Genomic DNA, 11827 nt, shown 5'->3' with positions numbered 1-11827 from the left:
GCGGATTTGGGTTGACTGTTCTGGCCCCATCGCGGGCAAGCCCGCTCCCACAGGGGCCGTTCAAACACCACAAATCCAACGTGTGGGAGCGGGCTTACCCGCGATGGGGCCGGCACAGGCGCCGAAGATCTCAAACCGGCGCCATCTCCTGCGCCACCCCCAGAAAAGCCGCTGGCAACCGCGCGCCCTTGCGCTCCTTGAGGCAATACAGGTACTCGGGAATCTGCGGAGCATTTTCGAGCGTCAGCACCCGCAACTGCGGATCATGGGGCACTTCCTGGCGAGCAATGATGCTGATGCCGATATTGCGCAACACCGCCTCACGAATCGACTCGCGGCTGCCAATCTCCAGCAGCGGGCCGAAATCCACGCCGGCACCGGCCAGCAACTCTTCGGTCAGGCGACGGGTCGTCGAGCCCGCCTCGCGCATCAGCAACGTATGCCCGGCCAGCGCACTGAGCGGCACATGATCGTGCACCGCCAACGGGTGACTGCGATGCACCGCCAGCACCAGCGGATCGCTACCGAGCACCCGGCGAATCAGCCGCGCATCCTCGAGCAACTGGGAAGACGCGGCGACATCCACCCGGTACTCCTCAAGCGCTTCGAGCACCTGTTGGGAATTGCCGATTTCCACCGAGACCTCGACCTGGGGCAGGCGCTCGCGAAAGGTCTTCACCAGGTCGAGGATGTAATACGGCGCCGTCGCCGCAATGCGCAAGGTGCCCTGGACCTGGCCACTGTTGCGCAGGAAAAATTCGATGTCGGCTTCCTGCTGCAAAAGCACCTTGACCATCGGCAACAGCCGCGCGCCGTCATCGCTGACGCTGAGGCGGCGCCCGCCCCGGTAGAACAACTCCACCGAGTACTGGCTTTCCAGCTGACGAATCTGAGTCGTTACCGTGGGCTGGCTCAGCCCGAGTTTTTTCGCTGCCAGGGTGATGCTGCCCAGGCGGGCCACCATGTAAAACGCCTTCAGCTCGGCACTCAGCACAGCCGCCCCTCATCCATTACTTGCGCAACAGGCGCAAACCGTTGAACACCACCAGCAGGCTCACGCCCATGTCGGCGAACACCGCCATCCACATGGTGGCGAACCCGAAGAAGGTTACCGCAAGAAAGATCGCCTTGATCACCAGTGCAAGGGCAATGTTCTGTTTGAGGACGCTCGACGTGTTCCGCGAAAGACGGATGAACGCCGGGATCTTGCGTAAATCGTCGTCCATCAACGCGACATCGGCGGTTTCGATCGCGGTATCGGTGCCGGCGGCCGCCATCGCGAAACCGATCTGTGCACGCGCCAGCGCCGGGGCGTCGTTGATGCCGTCACCCACCATGCCGACCTGATGGCCCTTGGCGTACAGCGCCTCGATGGCTTGCAACTTGTCGGTCGGCAGCAGATCGCCCTTGGCCTCATCGATGCCCACCTGCGCGGCTATCGCCTGGGCAGTGTGGACGTTGTCGCCGGTCAGCATCAGGGTTTTGATGCCCAGCTCATGCAGTTGCTCGATCGCTTCGCGGCTCGAGTCCTTCACCGTATCGGCCACGGCAAACAGTGCCAGTGGGCCGGACGCGTCAAGCAACAGCACCACGGATTTGCCCTGTTTCTCCAGCGCGAACAGCTTTTCCTCCAGCGCGGGCGAGCACAGGTTCAACTCTTCCACGAGGCGATGGTTGCCCAAGTGGTAGACCTGACCATTGATTTCGCCGCGCACGCCACGCCCGGCCAGCGCTTCGAAGTTATCCACAACCTGGGGCGCCAGGCCTTTATCCACAGCCGCATTGGCGATCGCCAGCGATACCGGGTGGTCCGAGCGTCCGGCCAGCGCCGCCGCAATCGTCGGCGCCGAGGCTTCAGCCGTAGGGTCGAGTGCCAGGTAATCGGTCTGCACCGGTTTACCGTGGGTGAGGGTGCCGGTCTTGTCCAGCGCCAGGTAGTCGAGCTTGTGTCCGCCTTCCAGGTAGACGCCACCCTTGATGAGAATGCCTTTACGCGCCGCCGCCGCGAGGCCGCTGACGATGGTCACTGGCGTGGAAATCACCAGCGCACAAGGACAGGCAACCACCAGCAATACCAACGCCCGATAAATCCAGTCGAACCACGCCGCGCCCATGAACAGCGGCGGGATCACTGCCACAGCCAGCGCCAGGACAAACACCGCCGGGGTGTAGATCTTCGAGAACTGGTCGACGAAGCGCTGGGTGGGCGCGCGCGCGCCTTGTGCCTGCTCGACGGCGTGGATGATGCGCGCCAGGGTCGATTGGCTGGCCAAGGCGGTGACCGCATACTCCAGTGAACCGGCCTGATTGATGGTGCCGGCGAACACCTTGTCACCCACCGTCTTCTCCACCGGCAGGCTTTCGCCGGTGATCGGCGCCTGATCGATGGTCGAACTGCCGGACACCACCTCTCCGTCCAGGCCGATACGCTCGCCCGGCCGCACGCGCACCCGAGCGCCCAGTGCGAGGGTCTTGACGTCCTCCTCCAGCCAACTGCCGTCGGCCTGCAATACCGTCGCCCGGTCCGGAGCCATCTGCATCAAGCCGCTGATGGCATTGCGAGCCCGGTCCAGGGACCGGGCCTCGATCAACTCAGCGACGGTGAACAGGAACATCACCATGGCCGCTTCCGGCCATTGGCCGATCAGAATCGCGCCAGTCACCGCGATACTCATCAGCGCGTTGATGTTCAGGTTGAGGTTTTTCAGGGCGATCCAGCCCTTCTTGTAGGTGCCCAGGCCGCCACTGAAGATCGAGATCAGCGCAATGATCGCCACCACCCAATCCGGCGCCGCACTGGTGAAATGCACCACTTCGGCACCGAGCGCAGTCACGCCGGACAGTGCCAGCGGCCACCAGGGTTTTTTCTCAGCGCTTGGCGCCGGCGTTTCGACGCCCTGCTCCAACGGCTCGGCGTGCATGCCCAGGGACTTGATCGCCTCGACGATAGGCGCAGTGCCCGGCAGGTCGTGGGTCACGCCCAACACACGGTTGATCAGGTTGAAATCCAGTTGCTGCACGCCCGCCAGCTTGCCGAGTTTGTTTTGGATCAGCGTCTGCTCGGTCGGGCAGTCCATGGCCTCGATGCGAAAGCTGCTGAGCTTGGCGTTGGCACTGGGGGCTTCGGTCAGTTGCACTCGCGCCGGTGCTGCCGCCTTTGGCGAGCAGCAGGAGTCGCCAGGGCCACCATGGTTGTGTTTATGCACAGGCTGTAGCTTGTGACCGTGCCCATCGTCGTGGGTATGGGTGTGCCGGGAATCGCTCATTGTTCGCGTCCGTAAAAGTGCCTGTTGCCAAGTAAAGACCCTGTAGCCACTATAGGGTCAAGCACCTTTTTGGAGACACCGTCATGAAGATCGGCGAACTGGCAAAACTCACCGACTGCGCCGTGGAAACCATCCGCTACTACGAGCGCGAAAGCCTGCTGCCGGAGCCGGCCCGCAGCGACGGCAACTACCGCGTCTATACCCAGGCCCACGCCGAACGCCTGACCTTCATCCGCAACTGCCGCACCCTGGACATGACCCTTGAGGAAATCCGCGCCCTGCTGGCCTTTCGCGACAGCCCGCAGGATCAGTGTGAAAGCGTGAATGCGCTGGTGGACGAACACATTCATCACGTGAAGGCACGAATCGACGGCCTGCTGGCACTACAGGCACAACTCATCGACCTGCGCCGCCGTTGTGGCGAAGGGCCGGAGGTCGATCAATGCGGGATTTTGCAACGCCTGGAAGTCAGTGGCGGCGTGGTGGCGACGGAGGTGGAGCATTCACATGTAGGCCGTAGTCACGGCCATTGAGCTGAACACACCGTTACCCTGTACCTGTAGGAGCGAGCACGCTCGCGATGGTCGTCAACGATAACGCTGGCAGCCTGACACCCCACGGTGCCTGGTCCTCCATCGCGAGCATGCTCGCTCCTACAGGGGTTACGTCCGGTGTTACACCGCCATCGGCGCCGTCATCGGCGCGTGGTGCTGATAACCTTCGAGCGAGAAATCACTCGGCTCGACCTGTTCCAGCCACTCGGGCTGATAAACGCCCGTCTTGGCGAACTCCGGCACGCGGTCACTGATCACCAGTTTCGGCATCGGGAACGGCTCACGCTTGAGCTGTTCGTTGAGCATGTCCAGGTGGTTCTCATAGACGTGGGCGTCGCCGATGAAATACGTGAACCAGCGCGGCGTATAACCGGTGAGACGGCCGATCAGGCTCAGCAGCGCCGCCCCTTCGGTGAGGTTGAACGGCGTGCCCAGGCCCAGGTCGTTGGAACGAATGTAGAGCGTCAGGGAAATCTCCCTGGTCTCGACGTTCGGGTGGAACTGGTACAGCAGGTGGCACGGCGGCAGGGCCATTTCATCCAGTTGCGCGACGTTCCAGCCGTGGAACAGGATACGGCGGCTACCCGGGTCCTTGATGATGGTATCGACGCACTGGCGGACCTGATCAATGGCCTTGTACAGCACGACATAGGCCTGGCCGTCTTCTTCACCTTCGGCGATCTGGCGATAACCCTGGTTCAGCGTCTGCTCGATGGCGGCCGGGTTGTTCAAGGGGATCTGCTTGTACGCCGGCCATTTGCGCCATTGCACGCCGTAGATCTCGCCGAGGTCATCTTCACCTTGACGGAACGGGTTGGCCAGCCACTGGGCATTTTCGTTGGCGTTCTGGTCCCAGACCTTGCAACCCAGGTCGCGGAATTGCGCGGCGTTGTTCACGCCACGCAGGAAACCGCACATTTCGCCGATGGCGGATTTGAAAGCCATCTTGCGCGTGGTGATCGCCGGAAAACCTTCCTGCAGGTCATACCGCAGCATCGCGCCGGGGAAGCTGATGGTGTTCACGCCGGTGCGGTTGGCCTGCTTGGTGCCGTTCTTGATGACGTGGGCGACCAGTTCGAGATATTGCTTCATGAGTTACCTGTGTCCTTGAACCCGGGGCGCAAGCCCCGGGGTTCGAATTCAGGCGGCAGCCGCTGGCGGCGCCGGTGCGCGATTGTAGGCCAGCCAGATCAGGAAGAGGCCACCGACGATCATCGGCACACACAGCACCTGACCCATGGTCAGCCAGTTCCAGGCCAGATAGCCCAGTTGCGCATCCGGTACGCGGACGAATTCGACGATGAAACGGAAGATGCCATAGAACAGTGCGAACATCCCCGACACAGCCATGGTTGGCCGCGGTTTGCGCGAGAACAGCCACAGGATCAGGAACAGCGCGACGCCTTCCAGGGCGAATTGATAGAGCTGCGACGGATGACGCGGCAATTGAGCCGGATCGCTGAACGGCGGGAAGACCATGGCCCATGGCACGTCGGTCGCCTTGCCCCACAATTCAGCGTTGATGAAGTTACCGATACGCCCGGCACCCAGGCCGATCGGCACCATCGGCGCAACGAAGTCCATCAGTTGGAAGAACGACTTGTTGTTCTTCTTGCCGAACCACAACGCCGCCAGCATCACACCGATGAAACCACCGTGGAACGACATGCCGCCCTTCCACACCTCGAAGATCAGCATCGGGTTGGCCAGGTACGCGCTCAGGTCATAGAACAGCACGTAACCCAGTCGACCGCCGACAATGACGCCCATCGACATCCAGAACACCATGTCGGAAAGTTTTTCCTTGGTCCAGGTCGGGTCGAAGCGGTTGAGCCGGCGCGATGCCAGCAGCCACGCACCGCCGATGCCAATCAGGTACATCAACCCGTACCAGTGGATTTTCAGCGGACCGATGGCCAGGGCCACCGGGTCGATCTGCGGGTAAGGCAGCATTGCGACTCCTCATTAGCGTTAAAACTTTCAAAATTCCCGGCGGACGCTGTCATGCCAGGATTAAGCCAGGATTGTGCGGTGCGTCAGAGCAGGAAACTCAAACCGACGCAGAACAGCAAAGCGGCGAACAGCCTTTTTAGCAAGCGCGGCGACAGCTTGTGGGCCAACCTTGCACCCAATCGAGCAAAGATCATGCTGGTCAGGGCAATGCCCAGCAGCGCCGGCAGGTAAACAAAACCGAGACTATGGGCCGGCAACAACGGATCGTGCCACCCCAGAATCATGAAACTTAATGCACTTGCCAGAGCAATCGGCAAGCCGCAGGCAGATGAAGTGGCCACGGCCTGCTGCATCGGCACACTGCGCCAGGTCAGGAACGGTACGGTCAACGAACCACCGCCAATCCCGAATATCGCCGAGGCCCAGCCGATCACCGTACCGGCGAGGGTCAGACCGACTTTGCCGGGCACCGTTCGGCTGGCTTTGGGCTTGAAGTCCAACGCCAGTTGCATCGCGATCACCAGGGCGAACACGCCGATGATCTTTTGCAGGTTGGGACCGGAGATCGCCTCCGCAGTCAGCGCACCAAAACCGGCACCCAGCAGAATGCCAACGGTCATCCACGCAAAGATCGGCCAGCGCACGGCGCCCCGACGATGATGCTCGCGCACCGCGTTGACCGAGGTAAAAATGATCGTCGCCAGCGAGGTACCGACCGCCAGGTGCGTCAGGATGGAAGCATCGAAGCCCTGCAAGGTGAAACTGAACACCAGCACCGGCACGATGATGATCCCGCCACCCACGCCAAACAGACCGGCCAGCACACCTGCGCAGGCGCCAAGCGCCAGATAGAGCAGAAATTCCATGGGCGATCCCTGTACACCACTAAACCTGCGCGGCATGGTAACGGATGCATGGCACTCGGCTCCACTGTGCAAGCCGATGGAACGATGAGCGATGTCTGCGTAGAGTGGGCAAAAAACACACAAGGACCACCTTATGTGCCTGATTGTCTTTGCCTGGCGCCCGGGTCACGCCCAGCCGCTGATCGTTGCGGCCAACCGTGACGAATTCTACGCCCGGCCCAGCCTGCCGCTGGCGCAATGGGAAGAAAACCCACAGGTTTATGCCGGTCGCGATCTGGAGGCTGGCGGCACCTGGCTCGGTGTCGGCGCCAACAGACGTTTTGCAGCATTGACCAATATTCGTGACCCTCATCAACCTGCGGCACGCAAATCCCGTGGCGAGTTGGTGGCGCGCTTTCTCGCAGGCGATATGCCCATTGATGACTATCTGGACGACGTTGTCGGACGTTCGCTGGAATATGCCGGGTTCAACCTGCTGGTCGGCAATGCCAACGAACTGTGGCATTACCACGCCCGGGACGCTGAGGCGGTTTTATTGCCGCCGGGCGTCTACGGATTGTCCAATGCCGGGTTGGACACTCCTTGGCCCAAATTGCTCAAGGCGCGGGCGGGGCTGGAGACGTTGCTGGAAGATTCCCAACCCGAGAAGCTCCTGGCCTTGCTGAGCGACGCGCAGACTGCGCCGTTCGCCGAGTTGCCGGACACCGGGGTGGGGTTGGCGACGGAGTCGCTGCTGTCGAGTGTGTTCATTGCCAGCCAGAGCTATGGGACCCGGGCGAGTACGGCGTTGATCGTGCAGGCGGATGGGGCGCGGCATCTGGTTGAGCGCAGCTTTGGGCCGTATGGCGGGCATCTTGGGGAGGTTGAGGTCAGGATCTAGGCTTTGTGGTGTTTGGGCTGCCGCCTTCGCGGGCAAGCCCGCTCCCACAGGTTTTTTTGGTGTACACACAATTTGTGTTTCACACCGAACACTGTGGGAGCGGGCTTGCTCCGGGCGGCGTTCCGACGATGGGCGCACCGCCGACCTAGACCGCCTTCGCCGCCGCCGGATTGACCATCTTCGCCAATCCAAGGTTCTTCAGCGCCAGTTGCAACGAGCTGTGGATAACCTGCGGGTTGTCGATGGTCATCAGCTCTGCCAGCAGCTCCTTGGCCTTGTCCAGGTTGATCTGGCGCAGCATCCACTTCACCTTTGGCAGGTTGGTGGCGTTCATCGACAGGCTGTCAAAGCCCATCGCGGTCAACAGAACCGCTGCCGCCGGATCGCCGGCCATCTCGCCGCAAATACTCACCGGCTTGCCTTCGGCATGGGCATCGCGCACCACGGTTTGCAGGGCTTGCAAGACCGCCGGGTGCAGGTAGTCGTAGAGGTCGGCCACCCGCGGGTTGTTGCGGTCCACGGCGAGCAGGTACTGGGTCAGGTCGTTGGAGCCGACCGACAGGAAGTCCACCTGCCGCGCCAGCTCCCTGGTCTGATACACCGCTGCCGGAATCTCGATCATCACACCAATCGGCGGCATCGGCACATCGGTGCCTTCGTCGCGCACCTCGCCCCAGGCCCGGTGAATCAGGTGCAACGCTTCTTCGAGTTCGTGGATGCCCGAGATCATCGGCAGCAGGATGCGCAGGTTGTTCAGGCCTTCGCTGGCCTTGAGCATCGCCCGGGTCTGCACCAGGAAGATTTCCGGGTGGTCGAGGGTGACGCGGATGCCGCGCCAGCCCAGGAACGGGTTGTCTTCCTTGATCGGGAAGTACGACAGCGCCTTGTCGCCACCGATGTCCAGCGTACGCATGGTCACGGGTTGCGGGTGGAACGCGGCGAGCTGCTCGCGGTAGATTGCCAGTTGTTCCTTCTCGCTGGGGAAGCGCTGGTTGATCATGAACGGCACTTCGGTGCGGTACAGGCCCACTCCCTCGGCGCCACGCTTCTGCGCACGCGCCACGTCGGCCAGCAGGCCGGTGTTGACCCACAGCGGCATGCGGTGACCATCGACGGTCACACAAGGCAGGTCGCGCAGGGAATCAAGCCCCAGCGCCAGCTGTTTCTCTTCCTCCACCACTTCAGCGAACTGCTTGCGCAGTACATCGCTCGGGTTGGTAAAGACTTCACCGCGCACGCCATCGAGGATCATCTCGATGCCGTCGACCTTGGCATACGGCAAATCGACCAGGCCCATCACGGTCGGGATGCCCATGGCCCGGGCCAGGATCGCGACGTGAGAGTTGCCCGAACCGAGGACTGAGACCAGGCCAACCAGCGTGCCCTCCGGCACTTCCCCGAGCATGGCCGGGGTCAGTTCCTCGGCGACCAGAATGGTTTTTTCCGGATAGACCAGGTTCTGCTGACGCTCTTCCTGCAAATAGGCGAGCAGGCGGCGCCCCAGGTCCTTGACGTCCGAGGCCCGCTCACGCAGGTAGGCGTCGTCCATCAATTCGAAACGGTTGACGTGATCGGTAACCACCTGACGCAAAGCGCCCTGGGCCCACTGTCCGGTCTTTATTACGGTGGTGACTTCATTGCCCAGCGCCGCGTCGTCCAGCATCATCAGGTAGACGTCGAACAGGGCCCGCTCTTCGGGCCGCAACTGGGTGGCCAGCTTGGCGGACAACGCGCGCATGTCGGCGCGTACGCCCTCGATGGCGGTCTTGAACAGCTTGAGTTCCGCGTCGATGTCGACGATGGTTTTGTCTGGCACTACGTCAAGGTCGGCCGGTGGCAGCATGACCACCGCCGTACCGACCGCCGCGCCCGGTGAACCCGGCACACCGACGAACTTGGCTTCCTGAATGCCCTTGCCCTGACGGCCAAGGCCACGGATCGAGCCGGTGGCCTCGGCGTGGGCGATAACCCCGGCGAGCTGCGCGCTCATGGTCACCAGGAAGGCTTCTTCACCTTCATCGAACTGGCGACGTTCCTTTTGCTGGATGACCAGCACGCCGACGACGCGGCGGTGGTGAATGATCGGCGCCCCGAGGAATGAGGCGTAGCGCTCTTCACCGGTCTCGGCGAAGTAGCGGTAGCGCGGGTGATCCGCGGCGTTTTCGAGGTTCAGGGGTTCTTCACGCGTGCCGACCAGGCCGACCAGACCTTCGTTGGGTGCCATGCTGACCTTGCCGATCGAGCGCTTGTTCAAGCCCTCGGTCGCCATCAGCACAAAGCGGTTGGTCTCGGGATCAAGCAGGTAGACCGAGCAGACCTGGCTGCCCATGGCCTCTTTGACGCGCAACACAATAATCCCCAACGCCGCCTTGAGATCCTTGGCGGAGTTAACTTCCTGGACGATCTTGCGCAGCGTATTGAGCATGGCTCGGGGTCGAACTCCGTCGTCAGTCGCGCGCTAAAAGGCGCGGGGCAAGCTCTTTGAGAGCGCGTCGATACACCTCGCGCTTGAATGTCACCACCTGGCCCAACGGATACCAATAGCTGACCCAGCGCCAACCATCGAATTCCGGTTTACCGGTCAAATCCATCCGCACCCGCTGCTCGTTGGAGATCAGGCGCAGGAGAAACCATTTCTGTTTCTGGCCGATGCACAGCGGTTGGCTGTGGGTACGGACCAGGCGTTGCGGCAAACGATAGCGCAACCAGCCGCGGGTACAGGCAAGAATTTCAACGTCCTCGCGCTCCAGGCCCACTTCTTCGTTCAGCTCGCGGTACAAGGCGTCTTCCGGCGTCTCCTGAGGGTTGATTCCCCCTTGCGGAAACTGCCAGGCATCTTGATTGATACGGCGAGCCCATAGCACCTGTCCGGCATCATTCGTGAGAATGATCCCGACATTGGGGCGGAAACCATCGGGGTCGATCACGGCAACAACCTCGCAAACGCATGTCGCCGCATTGTTCCACAAAGGTCGTGAAGGCAGCAACGCGCCGACCGACCTTATGTGCACTCTGGTGAAAAGTCCGTATTCTGGGCGCCTTTCTACAGACTTTTCAGCGAGTAACCGCAATGCGCCTGGCTTTATTCGACTTGGACAACACCCTCCTGGGCGGCGACAGTGACCACGCCTGGGGCGATTACCTGTGTGAACGCGGCTTTCTCGACGCCGTGGCCTACAAGACCCGCAATGATGCGTTCTATCAGGATTATCTCGCCGGCCAGCTGGATAACGCCGCCTACCTGAATTTTTGCCTGGAAGTGCTCGGTCGCACCGAAATGGCCACGCTGGACGAATGGCACCTGGATTACATGCGCGACTGCATCGAGCCTATCGTGCTGCCCAAGGCCATGGCCCTTTTAGCCAAGCACCGTGAAGCGGGCGACAAGCTGGTGATCATCACCGCCACCAACCGTTTTGTCACCGGGCCGATTGCCGCACGACTGGGCGTCGAAACCCTGATCGCCACCGAGTGCGAAATGGTCGATGGCCGCTACACCGGGCGCAGCACCGACATCCCATGCTTTCGTGAAGGCAAAGTGACACGCCTGGCCCGCTGGCTGGAAGAAACCGGGCATTCGCTGGAAGACAGCTATTTCTATAGCGATTCGATGAATGACCTGCCGCTGCTGGAGCAGGTGACGAACCCGGTGGCAGTGGACCCGGACCCGAACTTGCGCGCCGAGGCCGAGAAACGAGGCTGGCCGGTCATCAGTCTGCGCGACTGATGACCGTCTTCTGTAGGAGCGAGCATGCTCGCGATGGTCGCCAACGATAAAGTTGGCAGCCTGACACCCCGCGGTGTCCGGTCCCCCATCGCGAGCAAGCTCGCTCCTACAGGGAAGGTGCACGCTTCAGACTGGTTTAGCCCCCATCAACCCCGCAATGGCGATAAAGCAGACAAAACTGAACAACGCCAGGGCGAAACTGAACCTGCCCACGCCACCCGGGGTCTTGCGCAGCTTGTTCAGGCGCACCAGCAACCAGAACCACGCCAGTGCCGCCACGGTGTAGAGCACGCTGGAGGCCAGAAGCCAGGTCTGGCCCAGTGGCCAGCCCACCCGGTGCACCATCGCCCACCCCGTGAAAGGCAAGCTCAACAGCGCCAGCCCCATCACCAGCCAGACAAACACCCGCGGCCGTTGCAACGTGCGGCTGGCCGCCGTGGTGTCCCCTTGGTGCCGCGTGCGCCAGACCCAAATCGCCAGGCCCAGCGCGCAGAGCAACAACAGCGCGGTGGCCACGACATGCGCCATCTTCAGGGCGGTTAATGTTTCCATGGTTCGATTTCCTTATGCCTTGCCCATCA

At 61.8% G+C, this 11827-nt stretch carries 11 protein-coding genes; 3 read left to right on the top strand and 8 right to left on the bottom strand.

Going from position 1 to position 11827, the window contains the following annotated elements:
* Positions 1 to 130: 130 nt before the first annotated feature.
* Together AB4N33_RS23095 and AB4N33_RS23090 are read right to left on the bottom strand one after the other, a co-directional pair.
* Positions 131 to 994: a LysR family transcriptional regulator gene (locus AB4N33_RS23095; protein ID WP_460140712.1), complete on the bottom strand. Its 864-nt coding sequence runs from the start codon at positions 992 to 994 to the stop codon at positions 131 to 133.
* Positions 995 to 1010: 16 nt separating this feature from the next.
* The gene (locus tag AB4N33_RS23090; RefSeq protein WP_476458311.1) at positions 1011 to 3266 is read right to left on the bottom strand and encodes a heavy metal translocating P-type ATPase; all 2256 of its coding nucleotides are present in this window, start codon (positions 3264 to 3266) and stop codon (positions 1011 to 1013) included.
* A gap of 83 nt (positions 3267 to 3349) precedes the next feature.
* Here AB4N33_RS23090 and cadR point away from each other — a divergent pair, with 83 nt between their 5' ends.
* Entirely contained in the window at positions 3350 to 3799 is a 450-nt protein-coding gene (cadR, locus tag AB4N33_RS23085) for a Cd(II)/Pb(II)-responsive transcriptional regulator (RefSeq protein ID WP_460119945.1), read from the top strand.
* 141 nt (positions 3800 to 3940) lie between these two features.
* Here cadR and AB4N33_RS23080 read toward each other — a convergent pair whose 3' ends face one another.
* The 3 genes from AB4N33_RS23080 to AB4N33_RS23070 form a co-directional block, all read right to left on the bottom strand.
* The gene (locus tag AB4N33_RS23080) at positions 3941 to 4912 is read right to left on the bottom strand and encodes a thymidylate synthase (RefSeq protein WP_476458310.1); all 972 of its coding nucleotides are present in this window, start codon (positions 4910 to 4912) and stop codon (positions 3941 to 3943) included.
* Between the two features lie 48 nt (positions 4913 to 4960).
* Complete coding sequence (gene lgt / locus AB4N33_RS23075; protein ID WP_460119942.1) at positions 4961 to 5773, bottom strand: prolipoprotein diacylglyceryl transferase; 813 nt, start codon at positions 5771 to 5773, stop codon at positions 4961 to 4963.
* An 83-nt stretch (positions 5774 to 5856) separates the two neighbouring features.
* Positions 5857 to 6639 (bottom strand): sulfite exporter TauE/SafE family protein, encoded by a 783-nt coding sequence (locus AB4N33_RS23070; RefSeq protein ID WP_476458309.1) that lies wholly within the window; start codon positions 6637 to 6639, stop codon positions 5857 to 5859.
* Positions 6640 to 6772: 133 nt separating this feature from the next.
* On the opposite strand from AB4N33_RS23070, the gene AB4N33_RS23065 reads away from it, so the two are divergent.
* Complete coding sequence (locus tag AB4N33_RS23065; RefSeq protein ID WP_476458308.1) at positions 6773 to 7519, top strand: NRDE family protein; 747 nt, start codon at positions 6773 to 6775, stop codon at positions 7517 to 7519.
* A gap of 145 nt (positions 7520 to 7664) precedes the next feature.
* On the opposite strand, the gene ptsP is transcribed toward AB4N33_RS23065, so the two are convergent.
* Positions 7665 to 9944 (bottom strand): phosphoenolpyruvate--protein phosphotransferase, encoded by a 2280-nt coding sequence (gene ptsP, locus AB4N33_RS23060; RefSeq protein WP_460119936.1) that lies wholly within the window; start codon positions 9942 to 9944, stop codon positions 7665 to 7667.
* A gap of 22 nt (positions 9945 to 9966) precedes the next feature.
* Positions 9967 to 10446 carry an RNA pyrophosphohydrolase gene (locus tag AB4N33_RS23055; protein ID WP_007897732.1) on the bottom strand — a complete coding sequence of 160 codons (480 nt, stop codon included), beginning with the start codon at positions 10444 to 10446 and terminating at the stop codon, positions 9967 to 9969.
* 143 nt (positions 10447 to 10589) lie between these two features.
* Between AB4N33_RS23055 and AB4N33_RS23050 the strand changes: the two genes are divergently transcribed.
* Entirely contained in the window at positions 10590 to 11246 is a 657-nt protein-coding gene (locus AB4N33_RS23050) for a histidinol-phosphatase (protein ID WP_476458307.1), read from the top strand.
* A 126-nt stretch (positions 11247 to 11372) separates the two neighbouring features.
* Here the strand turns inward: AB4N33_RS23050 and AB4N33_RS23045 are convergent, their stop codons facing one another.
* Entirely contained in the window at positions 11373 to 11798 is a 426-nt protein-coding gene (locus AB4N33_RS23045; protein ID WP_460119932.1) for a DUF2269 family protein, read from the bottom strand.
* Between the last annotated feature and the right edge of the window lie 29 nt (positions 11799 to 11827).

This window comes from Pseudomonas sp. S1_E05 (assembly GCF_056337105.1).
This window is presented reverse-complemented; position numbering and strand designations above follow the sequence as displayed.

What these genes read in the sequence shown, in the direction of transcription:
- AB4N33_RS23090 (WP_476458311.1), bottom strand. Translation starts at nt 3,266, where the DNA reads ATGAGCGATTCCCGGCACACCCATACCCACGACGATGGGCACGGTCAC.
- cadR (WP_460119945.1), top strand. Translation starts at nt 3,350, where the DNA reads ATGAAGATCGGCGAACTGGCAAAACTCACCGACTGCGCCGTGGAAACC.
- AB4N33_RS23080 (WP_476458310.1), bottom strand. Translation starts at nt 4,912, where the DNA reads ATGAAGCAATATCTCGAACTGGTCGCCCACGTCATCAAGAACGGCACC.
- lgt (WP_460119942.1), bottom strand. Translation starts at nt 5,773, where the DNA reads ATGCTGCCTTACCCGCAGATCGACCCGGTGGCCCTGGCCATCGGTCCG.
- AB4N33_RS23070 (WP_476458309.1), bottom strand. Translation starts at nt 6,639, where the DNA reads ATGGAATTTCTGCTCTATCTGGCGCTTGGCGCCTGCGCAGGTGTGCTG.
- AB4N33_RS23065 (WP_476458308.1), top strand. Translation starts at nt 6,773, where the DNA reads ATGTGCCTGATTGTCTTTGCCTGGCGCCCGGGTCACGCCCAGCCGCTG.
- ptsP (WP_460119936.1), bottom strand. Translation starts at nt 9,944, where the DNA reads ATGCTCAATACGCTGCGCAAGATCGTCCAGGAAGTTAACTCCGCCAAG.
- AB4N33_RS23050 (WP_476458307.1), top strand. Translation starts at nt 10,590, where the DNA reads ATGCGCCTGGCTTTATTCGACTTGGACAACACCCTCCTGGGCGGCGAC.
- AB4N33_RS23045 (WP_460119932.1), bottom strand. Translation starts at nt 11,798, where the DNA reads ATGGAAACATTAACCGCCCTGAAGATGGCGCATGTCGTGGCCACCGCG.